The 17,137-nt window shown below is 63.9% G+C and carries 12 protein-coding genes; 10 read left to right on the top strand and 2 right to left on the bottom strand.

Annotation, left to right across the window (positions count from 1 at the left end; all coding sequences use genetic code 11):
• Nucleotides 1-155: 155 nt before the first annotated feature.
• From GGR40_RS20760 to GGR40_RS20730, 7 genes are all read left to right on the top strand, one after another.
• A complete protein-coding gene (locus GGR40_RS20760; protein WP_429278161.1) occupies nucleotides 156-1,301 on the top strand; it encodes a purine nucleoside permease in 1,146 nt (381 codons plus the stop codon).
• On the top strand, nucleotides 1,298-2,827 hold the full coding sequence (locus GGR40_RS20755) for an adenosine deaminase family protein (protein WP_429278160.1): 1,530 nt from the start codon (nucleotides 1,298-1,300) through the stop codon (nucleotides 2,825-2,827). Before GGR40_RS20760 ends, GGR40_RS20755 begins: the two co-directional genes overlap by 4 nt.
• 148 nt (nucleotides 2,828-2,975) lie before the next feature.
• The gene (locus GGR40_RS20750; RefSeq protein WP_429278159.1) at nucleotides 2,976-5,441 is read left to right on the top strand and encodes a TonB-dependent siderophore receptor; all 2,466 of its coding nucleotides are present in this window, start codon (nucleotides 2,976-2,978) and stop codon (nucleotides 5,439-5,441) included.
• A gap of 53 nt (nucleotides 5,442-5,494) precedes the next feature.
• On the top strand, nucleotides 5,495-6,613 hold the full coding sequence (locus GGR40_RS20745; RefSeq protein ID WP_429278158.1) for a purine nucleoside permease: 1,119 nt from the start codon (nucleotides 5,495-5,497) through the stop codon (nucleotides 6,611-6,613).
• Between the two features lie 151 nt (nucleotides 6,614-6,764).
• The gene (locus GGR40_RS20740; protein ID WP_429278157.1) at nucleotides 6,765-6,962 is read left to right on the top strand and encodes a hypothetical protein; all 198 of its coding nucleotides are present in this window, start codon (nucleotides 6,765-6,767) and stop codon (nucleotides 6,960-6,962) included.
• Nucleotides 6,962-7,306, top strand: a complete 345-nt coding sequence (locus tag GGR40_RS20735; protein WP_429278156.1) for a hypothetical protein — start codon at nucleotides 6,962-6,964, stop codon at nucleotides 7,304-7,306. The genes GGR40_RS20740 and GGR40_RS20735 overlap by 1 nt, the downstream gene beginning before the upstream one ends.
• 338 nt (nucleotides 7,307-7,644) lie before the next feature.
• Nucleotides 7,645-10,068 carry a TonB-dependent receptor gene (locus GGR40_RS20730; protein WP_429278155.1) on the top strand — a complete coding sequence of 808 codons (2,424 nt, stop codon included), beginning with the start codon at nucleotides 7,645-7,647 and terminating at the stop codon, nucleotides 10,066-10,068.
• A 7-nt stretch (nucleotides 10,069-10,075) separates the two neighbouring features.
• On the opposite strand, the gene GGR40_RS20725 is transcribed toward GGR40_RS20730, so the two are convergent.
• Together GGR40_RS20725 and GGR40_RS20720 are read right to left on the bottom strand one after the other, a co-directional pair.
• Complete coding sequence (locus GGR40_RS20725) at nucleotides 10,076-11,110, bottom strand: FecR family protein (protein ID WP_429278154.1); 1,035 nt, start codon at nucleotides 11,108-11,110, stop codon at nucleotides 10,076-10,078.
• A complete protein-coding gene (locus tag GGR40_RS20720) occupies nucleotides 11,107-11,574 on the bottom strand; it encodes an RNA polymerase sigma factor (protein WP_429278153.1) in 468 nt (155 codons plus the stop codon). The genes GGR40_RS20725 and GGR40_RS20720 overlap by 4 nt, the downstream gene beginning before the upstream one ends.
• A gap of 230 nt (nucleotides 11,575-11,804) precedes the next feature.
• Between GGR40_RS20720 and GGR40_RS20715 the strand changes: the two genes are divergently transcribed.
• The 3 genes from GGR40_RS20715 (at nucleotide 11,805) to GGR40_RS20705 (ending at nucleotide 17,026) form a co-directional block, all read left to right on the top strand.
• Entirely contained in the window at nucleotides 11,805-14,138 is a 2,334-nt protein-coding gene (locus GGR40_RS20715) for a TonB-dependent receptor (RefSeq protein WP_429278152.1), read from the top strand.
• 81 nt (nucleotides 14,139-14,219) lie between these two features.
• Complete coding sequence (locus GGR40_RS20710) at nucleotides 14,220-15,683, top strand: amidohydrolase (protein WP_429278151.1); 1,464 nt, start codon at nucleotides 14,220-14,222, stop codon at nucleotides 15,681-15,683.
• A 92-nt stretch (nucleotides 15,684-15,775) separates the two neighbouring features.
• Nucleotides 15,776-17,026: a dicarboxylate/amino acid:cation symporter gene (locus tag GGR40_RS20705; RefSeq protein WP_429278150.1), complete on the top strand. Its 1,251-nt coding sequence runs from the start codon at nucleotides 15,776-15,778 to the stop codon at nucleotides 17,024-17,026.
• Nucleotides 17,027-17,137 lie beyond the last annotated feature (111 nt).

Raw genomic sequence — 17,137 nt, 5'->3', positions numbered from 1 at the left:
AAGGTGCGATCCGCCGGAAGCGGGTGCTCGATCTCTCCCTTCCGGGCAGTCGCGTACCGGCAGAGGCGCACTTTCGGCAAAGGGCGCGCCGGCATGGGTTGAACCACCAAGTTCGGTGCCGGCGCGCCCCCATTTTCTCGGGGTTTGACTTAGACATGACTGCGATTCGATCCGGCCGGCCCTTCCGGGCTTCCCTGCGTGCGCTGGCGCTTGCCGCCGTTGCGGGAATGCTGGCCCCCGCTGCCGTGGCGGCAGAGCCGCCGTTGCCGGAATTGCCCAAAGTCACGCCGATTCCGGTCAAGGTCATCGTCGTTGCCACTTTCGAGCCGGGCGAGGACAAGGGCGACGCCCCCGGAGAGTTCCAGGCCTGGGCCGAGCGCGAGCATCTCGACGAGGTGATCCCGGTCAAGGGGGCGCTGCACCCGCTCCTGCGCAACAGGGACGGCCTCTACGGCATCGTCTGGGGCAGCCCGGACACGATGATAGGCAGCGTTTCCGACCAGCTGACCGCGCTGCTGATGGACCCGCGCTTCGATTTCACGAAGACGTACTGGCTGTTCACCGGCATTTCCGGCGTCGATCCGCAACTGGCCTCGGTGGGCAGTGCGGCCTGGTCGCGCTGGGTGGTCGATGCCGACAAGCTGCGCGAGTTCGACGACCGCGAGGTGCCGAAGGACTGGCCCTACGGCCTGTTCGCCATCGGCGCCGACCGGCCCAACATGCTGCCCAAGGCGACCGAGGACTTCGCCGGCTTCACCGACACGCGCAAGCTGGCGATGTCGGCGGAACTGAACCAGGGACTGGCCTACTGGGCCTATGGGCTCAGCAAGGACGTGAAGATCCCGGATTCGCCCGAACTGCAGGCCGATCGTGCCCGCTGGAAGGGTTGGCCCAACGCGCAGAAGCCGCCGTTCGTGCTGCTGGGCGAGACGCTGGGCGGGATGCGCTACTGGCATGGCCCCGGCCGGACGCAGTGGGCGCGCGACTGGGTAAAACTATGGACCGGCGGCAAGGGCCGCTTCGCGATGACCAACATGGAAAGCCAGATCCAGCAGGGCTCGATCCTGATCGCGGCCAAGCAGGGTCTGGTCGATCCCGACCGGGTGATGGTGCTGCGCACCGGCTCGAACCCCTCGATGCCGCCGCCGGGCATTGCCGCCGTGGACAGCGTCGCCAACGAAGGTGCGGGCCAGAAAGCCGCGTTCGAGGCCAACTATCTGGTCGGCGCGCCTGTCGTCCACGAACTGCTGAAGCACTGGGACAAGTACGAGAACGCGATCCCCAAGGCACCTGTCGAGTGAAACGCCTGCTTTCCACGCTGCTGACGACGCTGCCCCTTCTGGCACCCCCCGCCCATGCGGACGAGGCGGCGGCGTCCGCCATGCTGGACGAAGTTGCGGGCAACGCCGGTCGACTGCGCGTGTTCCTGCAGGCGATGCCCAAGGGCGGCGACCTGCACAATCACCTGGGCGGGTCGGCCTATGCCGAGGATATTCTGAAAGTCGCCGCTGCCAAAGGGATGTGCGCCGACGCCGGTATCACCCGCATCGTGCCGGGCCCATGCCCTGTCGAGCTCCGGATCGGCCCGATGGCCGAGAAGGATCCGTTCACGTATGCAAAGCTGATCGACGCGATTTCGACGCGCGGCTTCCAGAAGGGCGTCGGCCCGGCACTGGTCTCGGGACACAACCAGTTCTTCTCCAGCTTCCGCAAGTTCGGCCCCGCCGCCGATGGAGAGGACGCGCGCTGGCTTGCCGATGCTTTTGCCAGCGCGGCGCGCAACAACCTGCTCTACGTCGAATTGATGCACAATCCGGACGGCACGACGCCGTTCATGCTGTCTGCCCCCGATGCGCCGCTGGACGAGCAGGGCCTTGCCGCCGCCTACCGGCGCGACCTGCCCGCGGCTCAGGCGCTGGTCGCCCCGGCCATGGCCGAAGTCGACGCCGAGGAAGCCGCCGCGAAGCAGCGCCTTGGCTGCGGGACGAAGGCCGCCGATCCGGGGTGCGGGGTGGCGATGCGCTATCTCTATTCGGCCATGCGCGGACTGCCGCCGCAGGGGGCGTGGCGATCGATGCTGGCCGGGTTCGTGCTGGCGGACAAGGACCCGCGCTACGTCGGCGTCAACATCGTCATGCCCGAGGACGATCCCGTCGCCCTGCGCGACTACGACCTGCACATGGCGATGTTCCGTTTCCTCGAAGCGAAGTACCCCGGCGTCAAGGTCACCATGCACGCAGGCGAACTGGCGCTCGGGCTGGTGCCGCCCAGGGATCTTGAGGATCACATCGGCAAGGCGGTGGCCGCAGGCGCCCGGCGCATCGGCCACGGTGTGGGCATCGCGTATGAACTCGACGCGCCCGAAACCCTCGCCCGCATGGCGCGCGAAGGGGTGGCGGTGGAGATCAACCTCACCAGCAATGCGGTGATCTTGGGAGTTGAGGGCGGGGTGCACCCGCTGCATCTGTACCGCTCGATGGGCGTGCCGGTCATGCTCTCCACCGACGACGAGGGCATCCTGCGTTCGGACATGACCAACGAACATGTCCGCGCCGTGCAGCAGCAGGGTCTGCATTACACCGATCTCAAGGAACTGGCGCGCAACAGCCTGGAATATGCCTTCGCTCCGGGCGAGAGCCTGTGGGCAGGCCGCCGCCATGGCCAGCCAGTGACCCCGTGCGCCACGGACTTCGCCGCTGGCGCCTGCAAGGCGTTCCTTGCCAGAAACGAGAAGGCCCGCCTGCAGGCGCGTCTCGAAACCAACTTCACCCGGTTCGAGCAATCGCTGGACCGGTTCAGGAGCAAGCAGGGCGCAGGGGGGAACTGAGTTTCCCGCTGCGATCCGTGGATGCGACCGTCAAGCAACGGTGCACCGAACAGACTGAAAGAGGATGCCGGGAAGGGGGACACAACAGCACACGGCGGAACGGACAGGGCCGCTTCCGCCGGAACAAGGGGGTACAATCATGAGGGAAATGATCCGTTTCACCGCGCGCCGGTCGGTCATGGCTGCAGGCGCACTGCTTTGCTGCACCGCGCTTTCCACGCCGGCCCTAGCGCAGGTAGCCGCTGAAGAGACACCCGAGGAAGGCAAGGAAATCGTCGTCACCGGCTCGCTGGGTGCACTTCCGATCGAGAACGTCGGTACCGTGTTCGGGTTCGACAAGACGCTGGTGGAAACGCCCCGCTCCGCATCCTCGATCAGTGCCGAGCAGATGGAGCGCTTCGGCATCACCGACATCTACGACCTTGTCGCGCAGGCGCCCGGCACGTTCACCAACTCCTTCTTCGGCGTCGGCGGCGCGCTGGACATTCGCGGCACTCCGGGCGAGGTCTACTACCGAGGTATGCGCCGTCTGGACAATCCGGGCAACTACCCCACACCGATCGGCGCTTCGGAACGCATCGACATCGTGCGCGGCCCGTCCTCGCCGATCTTCGGCCCGTCCAAGACCGGCGGCTACATGAACTTCGTGCCGAAGTCCGCACGCGCGCAAGGCGGATCGTACCTGTCCTCTCCCGAGGGCGAGATCACCTATACCGGTGGCAGCTGGTCGAAGAACAACCTCAAGGCCGAGATCCGCGGCCCAGGCCGGATCGGCACGCAGGAGTTCGGCTACAGCGTCTTTGCCGAAATCGAGGATTCCGGCAGCTATTACGACCACGTATCCACTCGCAACGACGTGCTGCAGGCCTCGTTCGACACCGACATCACGCCCAGCCTGCGGCTTGAGTTCGGTGGCATGTACCAGAACTACAAGGGCGTCCAGAACGGCGGTTGGAACCGGCTGACTCAGGCGCTGGTCGACAACGGCACCTACATCACGGGCAACGCGCAGTCTCTCGACAGCAACGGCGATGGCTACATGTCGGCAGGGGAGATCCGCAACCAGGTGGGCAGCCTTGCGGTGTTCGGCACGTTCGGCTGCGGTGGCGGCGGCGTTTCGCCCGCCTCGTTCACCGATGCCTGCCTGACCAGCGCCTATCCCGAGCTTGCGCTGGAAAATACCGGCACCACCAAGCTGAGCCGAAAGAAGACGCTGACCGGGCGTGACGACGGCCTGCACAACAAGGCGACCACGCTTTACGCCGACCTCATCTTCAAGGACGATGGCCCGTTCTCGATCAAGAACCAGGCGTTCTACGACAGCTACGAGAACATGAACGAGAACGCCTACGGGTTCTCTCAATTCCATGATTCCTATGTGTTCGAAAACAAAATCGTCGCCCAGTACGATCTGCAGACCGACGCCGGCAAGTTCTCGATTCAGGTGTCGCCCTCGATCCGCTACACCAATTTCGAACATGCGGACGACTTCACGTTCGAATACTTCAACCGCGTCGACCTCACGCAGGGCTACACCCCGGCGTCGTCACGCCTGCTGGCCACGCGTTGCGACTTCAGCAAGCCCGGCGCCGAGGCGGACTGCGGCTATTCGAACTATGTGAAGGGCGACTATACCGACACGTCTATCGCGGCGCTCGTCGATCTCGATTTCGCCTTCGGCCTTGATATCACGGCGGGCGGACGCTACGATCACATCAAGGCGAAATCGCGTTATCTGACCGCCTACATGCTTCCGGAAACGGTAGCGGGCCTTGGCGCCACTTCGGCCAGCGGCAGCGATGGAGCATGGTCGTGGACGGCCAGTGCTTCGTACAAGCTGCCCTTCGGCATCATCCCCTATGTCACGATATCGCGCCAATCGACTATGATTGTCGGGCAGGGGGCCGAAGTCTATGCCGAGGCGATCCGGGACAAGACCTTCATCTCGGCCACGAAGCTGAAGGAAGCGGGCGTCAAGGGATCGTTCCTGGATGATCGTCTTTACGCGGCGGTGTCGGTCTACCAGCAGGAACGCACCGACTACAACCGCCAGTCGATTACGGTGAACCAGGCGGTCAAGACCCGGGGGCTCGAGGCCGAGGCGCGCTGGTCCGTCAACGATCACCTGCTGCTGACGGGTGCCTACACCCGCACGAAGGTCCGCAACATCACCGCCGACACCAACGGTTCGCTGTTCGGCTTCTTCGGCGCGGGCGATCTCGTCAACGTCACCGACCAGTCGCTGTGGTTCGGGGGGCAGTTGCAGGGCCTCTACCCGATCACCGGCAGCAAGTCGCGCCGCGCGGGCATCCCGACCGATCTCTACTCGCTGACCGGCACCTACGCCTTCGACATGGGGCTGGCACTGGCCGCCAGCGTGGTGAAGGTGGACTCGACCTACTCCGGCCAGTTCCAGTCGATCAAGCTGCCGGGTTACACCAAGGTCGACCTTTCGGTGTCCTACGAAACCGGCCCGTGGCTGCTGCGCGCCGTGGTCAAGAACGCCACGAACGAGAAGTATTTCCGGGCCAACTTCCCCGACATCTTCGGTGCAACCATCGTGCTGCCGGAGCTGCCACGCAGCTTCCAGGGCTCGGTCACCTACAAGTTCTGACAGACGCACCGGGGCGCGGCCCCTCGCGCCCCGCAATCATGAGAGGTTATCCCATGCACTTTCCGACGCTCGCGACAATTCTGGCGGGCACCCTCGTGTCCGCTTGCGCGCTCACGCCCGTGGCGGCATCGGCTGCCGATCCGGTGCCCGCCCCTTCTGTGGCCGATTGCGATCCGGGGGCAGCCTGCGCTCACCCGTTGCCGGTCAAGGTCGTCGTCGTGTCCCTGTTCGAGATCGGACAGGACGAAGGCGACGTTGCCGGAGAGTTCCAGCTGTGGAAGACCCGTCGCGGGCTGACCCAGCGCATTCCCTTTCCGCAGGGCTTCCACGATCTGTGGTACAATCCCGAGACGCAGGTACTGGGCATGGTGACGGGCGTCGGTACGGCCCGGTCCACCGCCGCAATCATGGCCCTTGGCCTCGACCAGCGGTTCGCCTTAGACAAGTCCTACTGGCTGGTGGCGGGCATTGCCGGGATCGACCCCGAAGACGCGTCGATCGGATCGGTGGCCTGGGCGCGCTACGTCGTCGACGGGGACCTGGCGCACGAGATCGACGCGCGGGAAATTCCCGCCGACTGGAAGACCGGATATTTCGCGCGCAACACCAGAGGGCCCAACGACATGAAGGGCACGCCCGACACGTCGAGCGGCGAAGTCTACCGGATAAACCCCAGCCTTGAAAAATGGGCCTTCGACCTCACGAAGAACGTCGAGCTGCCCGACAGCCCTGCCATCGCAGCGGAACGCGCGAAGTTCACCGATTATCCCCGTGCGCAAGAGCCGCCCTTCGTACTGGAGGGTGACACGCTTTCGGCGATGACCTTTTGGCACGGCGAGAAGCTGACCGACTGGGCCAACGACTGGGTCCGCTACTGGAGCGAGGGCAAGGGCGAGTTCGTGACCTCCGCGATGGAGGACACCGGCGTGATGCAGGCGGTGACCTACCTCGACAACATCGGTCGCGCCGACCGCGACCGCGTACTGGTGGTGCGTGCCGGTTCCAACTTCACGATGCCCCCGCCGGATGTCGACGCCGCAACCTACCTGCTGCGCGAGAACGAAGGGTATGCCGGGCTGGAGGCTTCGGTGGAGAACCTCTACACCGTAGGCTCAGTGGTGGTCGACGAACTGCTGGGCAACTGGGACCGCTACGCCGCCGCGACGCCCTGATGGCCACGTCGCTGCACGGCGCAGGGCGTGAACTAGGGTCGCATCCGAGACCCGCCGGCCTGCGGGTGCGCGATCCGTACAGGCTTCCCGCGTGTGTCACCGCCGTGTCGCTGGGCATCCAGCTGTGCTGGCGATGCTCGTCAGCAACATCATGCCCGGCATCATCATCGCCGGCGCCGCTGGGTTCGGGTTCAAATCGGGCGAAGCACCGCAGATGGTCTACCTGATCCAGACGGCCATGCTGCTCGCTGGCATCGCCACGCTGTTGCAGATGCTGGGCCTGTGCTTGGCCGCGATCGGCGCGCGGCTGTCGCTCGTTCACAGCACCTGCTTCAGCTACATCCGGTGATGATCCTGATCGTAGCGGGACAGGGCCCGCAGGTGATAGCGGGCCTGGTGAGGGCGGCGCTGGTCGGCGGCCTGGATGCCTTCCTCAGCCTGTTCGTGGGGCGCATCCGCCTTGCCCTGCCATTGCTAATTACCGGATTGGTGGTTTTGATGATCGCGCTGTCGTTGATGCGGATCGGCATCCAGTGTGCCGCAAGCGAAGTGCCAACCTTCGGCACGCCCGCCTTCGGAGTCTGGAAAACCTGGCTGCTGGCAGGCGTGGTGGTGGTCGTGACTCTGAGAGCGAACACTTTCGGGCCGGGCATCTGGTCCACGACCTTGGTGCTGATCGGCCTGCTCACATGATCTGGGCGATGATGACCGACGGTGAGCGGCATCGCAAGCCGCAGGTAGCATCAATTACGGCGCTCGGCGTTCACCTTGTTGCGAAAAGCGGGCAAGAGCTAATGCACAAAGTCGGTTAAAACCAAAGTGCTTTTTCCCTGCGGCATTGGCTTTACCTTGAAGCAAGGCAGCAAACCCGATAGCTTCGCGCTAACAGGGAAGTTCCATAATTTGATCGCCGGGAAGACATCGGTTTGCGTGCTTGCGTAGCGAAAGCCATCAGTGCGGCCGCAGTTCTTACTTCGTCAGGGATCAGCGCGCGAACGCAAGCGCCTGAGCTGAATGTCCCAGCGCAGCCGTTGTCCCGCGCGATCGCCATACTGGGGCGGCAAGCGGGAATCGAAATCCTACTGAGTGCACCGGGAGCAGAACGGCGGCGCACGCACGCCGTACATGGCCAGATTCCGGCAGCCGAAGCGCTCGCCCAGATGATCAAAGGCATGGGGCTAACTGTCCGCGTCGTGGCCCCCGGCGTCTACCTGATCGTCAAAGCCCAGCCGGGTATGCGCAAACCGCTGCGGATATCCTCGCCCCCGGTCGAAATGGCACCAGAAATCGTCATTTCCGCACGTCGCCGTCCGGAGCGCGATCTGGATGTGCCGCTGCTGGCCACTCACCTCGACAAAACGGCGCTGGCACAGGGCGCGGTACGGACGCTGGCTGATCTGGCGCGGATCACTCCCGGCTTCGTTGCCACCGGACAGACCAGCAGCGCCACCCCGCTTCTGGTGATGCGCGGCCAACGCCGATCGATCAGCGACGAGAACCGCCTGCCGCTGGTCGTCTATCAGGACGAAGCGCCCCTGCCCAATCAGGCTGCCCTGTCGCCCTTGTTCGACATGGCATCGGCAGAAGTCCTTCGAGGACCGCAAGGCACCCTTTTCGGCCGCAATGCAACCAGTGGAGCGGTACTGCTGAAGTCGGTTCAGCCTGGTTCCGGCGTGCCGTCCTATATCGAAGGGGAGGCTGGAAACTACGGGCTAAACCGGCTGGAGGGCGCGACTGAAAGCTCCGTCTCGCAAAGTCTGTCCTTGCGCATTTCTGGCCAGCGAGCGCGGCGAAATGGCTATACGCGGCTGCGTTTCGGTGAACGGACTGATACGATCCACAGCGACGCGATGCGCGCCGTGTTGCGCTTCGACCCTGGAGGGCAGTTGCGCTCGACGACAATGTTCGATCTACTGAACGCCAACGAGATGGGCGCTGCGCTGATCCTGGCCGGCGTTTACGGCGGCGGCAGCGTTCGCAATGCGCAGAACGCGCCCTACTTCGATTGCGGGGGAGGGGCATGCGATATCGACAGCTACCTCGATCTGCAGAAAACACTGGGGCAGCGCACGTCTCAATCCAGCGTCGCGCCTGCGTTTCAGCGCCGGTTTCGCGGCATCGGCAACGTGACGGAATATGGCGACGGCGATTTTCTGATCCGCAACATCATCGGAATTCGCAGCACCCGAACGCGTTATGCCCTCGACGGCGACGGGACGCCGCTCTCGATCAATGATTCCGTTAGTTCCGCGCAATTGCGGCAATGGACCGAGGAGTTACAGGTTCAGGGGCACACCGGGAAATTGCGCTACATTGCTGGAGCCTTCTATCTGGAGAGCGCGCCAGACGGGCCGGTGGTCCAAACCGTCTCCCGCCTGACCTGGCCAGACAACCCTCCGTCGCACGCGGTCAGTTACCAGACGTTCCGCAGCGCTGCCATTTTCGGGCAGATCACCATGCCGATAGCGGCGCATACCACCGCCGATGTGGGGCTGCGCTATACGGGAGAGCGGAGCAGTGGCTGCGCCTTGCGATCCGCCACCGTCGCGCCGCTATCCGAACGGGAATGCCTTGATGCAGGAGGCACCAGCGCGCAGGCACAGTCGGGGCGAATGACCTGGACTTTGGCCCTGACCCGCAAGTTTGGGGACCATAGCGTCTACCTCACCAGTCGCCGCGCTTTTCGTTCCGGTGGCTACAATACCCCTGCACTGGGTGGGACGCTGGCGGGTTTCCAGACCTTCAAACCGGAAACGCTGACCGACTTCGAGCTGGGGGCGAAAGGGCGTCTCACCTTTGCCGGGATCAGCGGCTCCTATGCTGTCGCGGGCTACATAGGCCTTTATGACGACGTGCAGCGCGCACTGTTTCCCGACGTCAATTTCGATGGCGACGACGATCTGGCGACCGATCCGCTGACGCTTTACATCAATAGCGCCAATGCCCGGATCTTGGGCTTAGACGGTGATTTTTCATTCGACCTGGGGGCACGGACTCGTCTGACACTGACAGGATCGTGGATCGATCCGCGCTACACCCGGATCGATGCGCCTGCTGCTCTGACGGCGCTTTTGGGTAGCGATCCATTGCGCAACCGGTTTACCTACACGCCGTCCTTCAGCGGGTCGCTGGCGCTGTCGCACGAGATGATGCTGCCGCATGCCCTAGGTAGCCTTCGGATAAGCGCCGATTATGCCTACGTCAGCAGCGTCCGCCTGGCCGAGCGAACCACCGAAGCCTTTGCCCGCCAATCCGCCTACGGCCTATTAGGCGCCGGCGTGACCTGGCGCAGACCCGGCGGAATTCCGGTCGATTTCGAGCTTTGGGGGCGCAATCTGACGAACCGATTCTACGCCAGCGGCGGCGGTACGCTGAACCCGGCCTATACAGCCGCGACGATCATTCCGGGGCCGCCGCGCACGATCGGGCTGCGCATTCGCTACAATTTCGACTGAAAGCCGTTTACGGCGCGACAAGCTCCGCGCGGGTAGCGCTTTCGTTCTCCACGCGCGCGACCCCTGCCAGTTCTAGACTTTGAAGGAAACCGCGCGTCACGCCGATGCGGAAAGTGCCGCTGATGGGGTGGCTGGCGATCGCCGGGCTGGAGACGATGATCTCCTGCGGACTGTAGCGATTGATCTCCGCCACGGCCTGCGCCAGCGGCACGCGATCGAAATCGATGACGCCGCTGCGCCATGCAAGCCGACGTTCCACTTCCACCGCGGCGGTGCGATAGCTGCGACCGTTCCAGACCAGTTCCTGTCCGGGCTGTAACACCGTGGACTGCGCCGCGCGGCCATCGGCTGCGGGCATGTCGACGCGGACGTGCCCTTCGGCCAGCGTTACGTCCACCCTGCCCCCGACCGAGCGCACTGCGAACTGGGTGCCCAGTGCCGTCACCATCACTCCGCCTGCCATTACCGTGAACGGCTTGCGCGGGTTTTTGGCAACTTCGAAGAATGCCTCGCCTTCGCGGATCGTGGTGCTGCGGCGCGTATCGCTTTCCGCCACGGTCAGCGCGGTGGCGGTATTGGCGGTGATCACGGAGCCGTCCGCCATGCGGAACGTGCTCTGCTGCCCTACGCCGGTTGAGATCACACGGCTGTCGGCAACCACCTGCGCCACCGGGGCAGAGGCTTCGCGGTGCCGCTGAACAGCCACCACGCCGCCCATCATCGCCAGCGCCAGACAGGCCGCCATCGCAGGGCGTACCCACGCCTTGCGGCCACGGCGGTTGGCCAGTGCACGCTCACGGATTTCCAGAATGCGCGCCTCGGTGCGCATCGCGGCAGAGCCTTCCCACGCCCGCTCCACGCTGGCCCACGCGATACGGTTCGCCTCGTCACGGGCGTGCCAGCTTTCGAAGTCTTCGTAATCCCGCTCCGTCGCGCGGGGCGAACGGAAGATACTGAAATAGGCCGCAGCCGTCGCTTCGGGGGAATCGATCTTTTCCAGCGCATGCGCGTCGAAAGGCCGGGGGTCTATCGCCTTGGTCATGGCAGATCCCTCGCCGCCAGAAAGCGCACGGCCTTCATGATGTGGCGCCCCACTGCGCTGGTCGAGATGCCCAGATGCTCCCCGATCGCGTCGTAGGACATTTCCTCGAACCGATGGAGCACGAAAGCATCGCGCGTCATCTCGGGCATTTCCTCAAGCGCGTTGGCCAGCCGGTCCACATCCTCACGCCCGCGCAACACGCGCTCGGGCGTCAGTTCATCGATGGGATGGAAGGCTTCGGTCAATTCGTGATGGGCACCGCGATGGCGCACGGTATCGCGGCGGGCGCGGTCCGTCAGAACGCTGGCGGCGACCTGAAACAGATAGCCTTCCACGTTGGCGATGGGATCGGCCTGCCCGCGCACATGCATGCGCACCAGCACGTCCTGCACCAGATCGTCCACATCCACCGGCTGCGCGCGCTTGGCGATGTACCGGCGCAAGGCAGGCACATGCGAAGACAAGTCCGGAGCGTGGGTACGAGCCTGCTCCTGCCTGTTCGGCGATGTCCTGCGCAACGAGAAAATGAGTCCGGCCTTCCGTGTCGAATGCCCGGCTTCCTTAGCCGCCGCGCCCCATCGCCGTCACCCGGAATATTTTTTCATACAAAGCGAATGATCCGCGATCGGCTGCGTCTTGCTCGTATCGGCCTGCAAATCAGGGACAGGTCGACATAAACATGGGGTAACAAAAAATGACCTGTCGCAGCCTGTCGGCCCTGCTTCTCGCGTCCACCGTTCTCGCCATCGCCACGCCTGCCAACGCCCAGTCGGAAGCGCAGGCTCAATCGCTCGACCAGCCCGGCGGCGATATCGTCGTCACCGCACGCCGCCGTGAGGAAAGCGCCCAGACCGTCCCCGTCTCGGTGACCGCGTTCAACTCCGAGATGCTGCGCGAAAAGGCCGTCGTCAGCACGCAGGACCTCACGTACACGACGCCGGGCCTGAACGTCGCTCCGCAGACCTCGCGCGATACCCCCTCCATCGTCATTCGCGGCCAGCGCCGTGCGACGGCAGGCGCGTCGGCTCCTTCGGTCGTGACGTACTTTGCCGACGTGCCGCTGCCGAACGAGGGCAGCATCGTGCCGACGTTCGACATCAGCTCGATCCAGGTGCTGAAGGGTCCGCAGGGCACCCTGTTCGGCCGCAACACCACGGGCGGCGCGCTGCTGCTGTACCCCGTCGCGCCCGATTACGACCTTGCAGGCTACGGCCAGATCACGCTTGGTTCCTACAACGAGACGACCTTTGAAGGCGCGGTGAACCTGCCGATCGTAGACGATCACGTAGCGCTGCGCGTTGCAGGCCAGATCGCGCGCCGTGACGGTTACACCAAGAACCACGGCCTCGGCGGCGACCTTGACGATCGCCACAACGACGCCTTCCGCGCCTCGCTGCTGCTGGAGCCGGTCGACGGGCTGAAGAACACCACCGTGTTCGACTGGTATCGCGCTCGTGAAAACGGCACCGGCACCGTGCTCAACGGCGTCTACCCGAACCCTGCCGTCAGCGGCGGCGGCACTGCGCGTACGGCTGCGAACCGTCCGTACTTCGATTGCGGCGTGGCCGGTTGCGACATCGACATCGCATTTGCAGAACAGCAGGCTGCAGGCGTTCGCGACGTCAGCACCAGCATCGTTCCCTATTCGCACCGCACGTTCTGGGGCGTGGCCAACACCACCGAACTGGAAGTGGGTGACGTCACCTTCAAGAACATCTTCGGCTATCGCCGCAGCAAGGTTGCAGCGGCCCGCGACATGGATGGCACATATCTGCGCCTCTATGACGGTGTTTCCAGCACCGACGTCGAACAGCTTTCCAACGAGTTCCAGATCCTCGGATCGCTGCTGAACGATCGTCTGGACTGGATCGTGGGCGCCTTCTACCTCAAGAGCGACCCGACCGGCGTGAACGGCAGCGCCACTTACTCCGCCGTAATTCCGGGCCGCACTTTCACCTTCAACGAAAACTACAACACCTCCACCAGCAAGGCGCTGTTCGGCCAGATCGGCTATGCCTTCGGCGGTTTCGTGGAAGGTCTGCGCTTCAACGGCGGCTTCCGCTACACCTGGGACAAGTCCAGCGGCTGCTCGGTCGCGGCATTGGACACGGCGGATCGCATCGGCCCTGACGCCTGCGCCACGCGCGGTGGCAAGACCGGTTCGGAAAGCTCCAAGGCCCCGACCTGGACGCTGGGCTTCGACTACAAGGTCAATGACGACCTGTTCCTCTACATCACCAACCGTCGCGGCTACCGCTCGGCAGGGTTCAACCAGAGCGGCATGTCGCCCTACTTCGACGGTTTCGAGACGTTCCAGCCGGAAAAGGTCACCGACTACGAAGCGGGCATCAAGAGCAGCTGGGAACTGGGCGGCGTGAAGGGTCGCTTCAACATCGCGGCCTACACCAGCAAGTATAACAACATCCAGCGCTCGATCTTCCCCGGCGCGGACTTCGATGGTGACGGCAACCCCGCCAACGACCCCGCAAGCCTGATCATCAATGCCGCCAAGGCGACGATCAAGGGCACCGAGTTCGACTTCTCGATCACGCCGACCAGCGGCTTCACGCTGTCCGGCTTCGGCGCCTACACCGACGCCAAGTACGACGAGTACGATGCGCCGACGGCCTTCATCCCGCTGCTGGGCAACAACCCGGTGAACAACAAGTTCTCGTACACGCCCAAGTGGACCATCGGCGGCGGCGCTCGTTATGCAACCTATCTGGGCAACTTTGCCGAGATGGTGTTCAACGCCAACTGGTTCCACAGCACCAAGGTCTGGTACGTGGAGCGCCCGCTGGACACCAACGGCATCCAGAAGGCTTACGACACCGTCAACCTGAAGCTGGACTTCAACAACATTGAAGATCGTGGCATCGACCTGGGATTCTTCGTGCGCAACGTCTTCGACGTGACTTATGCTGCTGCCGGTGGCGTCGTTACGCCTTCGGTGACATCGACCACGCTCGTCTACAACGAGCCGCGCGTGTTCGGTGCCCAGCTGCGCATGTCTTTCGGCAAGCGTTGATCCCCTGACTGCCTGCGCGAATCGCCTTGAGATCCGCGCAGGCACTCCTTTGATGTGCCCTTTCGACGAGGATATAGCCCGATGAAAACCCGTCTTCGTACCGCCTTGCTTTCTCTTTCCGCACTTCTGGCGGCCACTCCCGCGCTGGCAGAACCGCTGGCCGACGCCGACCGCAAGGCGATCCTTGCCGAAGTCGACCGCGGATCGCCCGCGATGGCGCGCAATGCGTTGCAGATATGGTCCTGGGCCGAAGTCGGGTTTCAGGAAACGAAAAGCGCCGGTCTGTTGCAAAAGGACCTGAAGGCTGCGGGCTTCAAGGTGACTGCCGGTGTCGCCGGAATGCCGACCGCCTTCATCGCCAGCTACAAGTACGGCGACGGCCCGGTCATCGGCATCTTGGCCGAATACGACGCTCTTCCGGGGCTTGCCCAGGCGGCAGGGCCGGAACGTCACGTGATCGACGGTATCGCCGGTCATGCCTGTGGCCACAATCTGTTCGGGGCGGCTTCGGTGGCTGCGGCCATCGCCACCAAGAACTGGATGGTCGCTCACGGCATCAAGGGCGAGTTGCGCGTCTATGGCGCGCCCGCCGAAGAAGGCGGTTCGGGCAAGGTTTTCCTCGTGCGTTCGGGTCTGACCAAGGACGTCTCGGCCATGCTGCACTGGCACGCAGGTGACGGCTATAGCGCGATGCAGGGCCATGCCCTTGCCAACGTCAGCGCCAAGTTTCGCTTCCACGGCCTCGCCTCTCACGCCGCCGCTGCGCCCGAGCGTGGTCGCTCCGCTCTCGATGGGGTGGAGGCGATGGACAACATGGTCAACATGATGCGCGAACACGTTCCGCAGGAAACGCGCATTCACTACGTCATCACCGATGGCGGCAAAGCGCCCAACGTCGTGCCGGATACGGCAGAGGTCTATTACTACGTGCGTCACCCCGACCAGCAGCAGGTCGCCGATATCATGGAGCGCGTGCGGAAGGCCGCTGAAGGCGCCGCGCTGGGCACGGGCACCACCGTGGAATACGACCAGATCGGCGGCACCTTCGATCTGTTGCCCAACGATACGCTGGGACACATGATGTACGACAACCTGAAGCAGGTTCCGCTGCCCACATACACGGCTGAGGAACAGGCGTTCATCGACAAGATCGCCACCACGCTGCCCAAGGGTGGCCGCAAGCAGGCATCGGGCGTCGCACCCTATTCCAGCGGCGAAATCATGTCGGCCTCCACCGATGTCGGCGACGTCAGCTACACCACGCCCACCGCGGGCCTTTCGACTGGCACCTGGGTGCCCGGCACGCCGCCGCATAGCTGGCAGGCCGTTGCCGCCAGTGGCACCAGCGTCGGCACCAAGGGCGCCGAAGTTGCTAGCAAGACTCTGGCCCTGACTGCCGCCCAGTTGTTCCAAAGCCCTGAAACGCTAGCCGCCGCGAAGAAGGAATTGGACGAACGGCGCGGTGCGGACTTCGTCTACCATTCGCTGCTCGGCGATAAGGCGCCTTCGCTGGATTACCGCAAGGCCCCTGCCGCAAAGAACTGACCGGACCCATCCTGACCCCGGTTCCGCCCACTCCGGCGGAATCGGGTCTTTTTTTGGGGTTCTAAACACCCCTCTTCCGAAGAGAATTGCCTATGTCACGTCGCCTGACGACTTTCATCGTCGCCGGGATGGTTTCCGGCGTCTGCGCGGGATTTTCCGCAAACCAGCTTGTCGGCGACATGCCCGAAACGGCGAAGGAGGTCGCGGGCTACTTCCACCTTCTTGCCGATGTATTCCTGCATCTGATCAAGATGATCATCGCCCCGCTGGTGTTCTCCACGTTAGTGGCAGGCATGGCACATATGGGCGACAGCACAGCGCTGGGCCGCATAGGCGGGCGGGCAATGGCGTGGTTCCTGACGGCCAGCCTCCTGTCGCTGGCGCTGGGCCTTGTTCTGGTGAACCTGCTGGCTCCGGGCGAAGGGCTGCATCTGGTCCGCACGGGCGGCGCGGCTGCGGTTGATGCGCAGGCACTGAACTTCCGCGCCTTCGTGCTGCACGTTTTCCCCACGTCCATGGTGGAGGCGATGGCGGAGAACTCGATCCTGCAGATCGTGGTCTTCTCGATCTTCGTAGGCGTAGCGCTTACCGCGATCGGAGAGGACGGCAAACCCATCGTCACGCTGATCGAAGCGATGGTGAAGATGATGCTGACCGTCACCGGCTATGTCATGCGAATGGCCCCGCTCGCCGTATTCGGCGCCTTGGCAGCGGCGGTGACCACCGAAGGGATCGGCGTGCTGGCCACGTTCGGCAGGCTTGTCGGATCGTTCTACCTCGCGCTGGGTTCGCTATGGCTGCTGCTGATCTGCGCGGGGAGCCTGTTTCTGGGGCGGCAGATATTCGTGCTGCTGCGCCATGTGCGCGAACCGGTGCTGCTGGCCTTCTCCACCGCGTCGTCAGAGGCCGCCTACCCGAAGATGTTGGAGCAGCTTGACCGGTTCGGCGTACCCCGACGCATCTACAGCTTCATCCTGCCGCTGGGGTACAGCTTCAACCTAGACGGGTCGATGATGTACGCCACTTTCGCCACGCTGTTCATCGCGCAGGCTTACGGTATCGATCTTCCGATCATGACGCAGATCACGATCCTGCTGGTGCTGATGGTGACAAGCAAGGGCATCGCCGCCGTACCGCGCGCGTCGCTGGTCGTCGTGGCGGCGACGCTAGGGCAGTTCGATCTGCCGGTGGAAGGGATCGCCTTCATCCTTGCCGTCGATCACTTCATGGACATGGGCCGCACCGCCACGAACGTACTGGGCAATGCCATCGCGACGGCGGTGGTCAGCAAGTGGGAGCTTAAACGCCAAGGTGAACGATCAGCGAGCGCATTCGCAGTTTAGCACAGACGAGAGGAGAACTCCGCGCCCGCTCGACTGCACTTTACTCTCGCTACAAGTCCAGCAAGGTCCCGGGCGAAGGCCAACTGCTCTGACTCACCGATAACTCGGGCC

The organism is Novosphingobium gossypii (assembly GCF_050433305.1).
Lineage (GTDB): Bacteria > Pseudomonadota > Alphaproteobacteria > Sphingomonadales > Sphingomonadaceae > Novosphingobium > Novosphingobium gossypii.
The sequence above is the reverse complement of the archived record's forward strand: the minus strand, read 5'-3'. Positions and strand labels throughout refer to the sequence as shown.

Bases quoted from the DNA above. Each gene is read 5' to 3' on its own strand.
- GGR40_RS20760 (WP_429278161.1), top strand. From the start codon at position 156: ATGACTGCGATTCGATCCGGCCGGCCCTTCCGGGCTTCCCTGCGTGCG.
- GGR40_RS20750 (WP_429278159.1), top strand. From the start codon at position 2,976: ATGATCCGTTTCACCGCGCGCCGGTCGGTCATGGCTGCAGGCGCACTG.
- GGR40_RS20745 (WP_429278158.1), top strand. From the start codon at position 5,495: ATGCACTTTCCGACGCTCGCGACAATTCTGGCGGGCACCCTCGTGTCC.
- GGR40_RS20740 (WP_429278157.1), top strand. From the start codon at position 6,765: ATGCCCGGCATCATCATCGCCGGCGCCGCTGGGTTCGGGTTCAAATCG.
- GGR40_RS20735 (WP_429278156.1), top strand. From the start codon at position 6,962: ATGATCCTGATCGTAGCGGGACAGGGCCCGCAGGTGATAGCGGGCCTG.
- GGR40_RS20725 (WP_429278154.1), bottom strand. From the start codon at position 11,110: ATGACCAAGGCGATAGACCCCCGGCCTTTCGACGCGCATGCGCTGGAA.
- GGR40_RS20715 (WP_429278152.1), top strand. From the start codon at position 11,805: ATGACCTGTCGCAGCCTGTCGGCCCTGCTTCTCGCGTCCACCGTTCTC.
- GGR40_RS20710 (WP_429278151.1), top strand. From the start codon at position 14,220: ATGAAAACCCGTCTTCGTACCGCCTTGCTTTCTCTTTCCGCACTTCTG.
- GGR40_RS20705 (WP_429278150.1), top strand. From the start codon at position 15,776: ATGTCACGTCGCCTGACGACTTTCATCGTCGCCGGGATGGTTTCCGGC.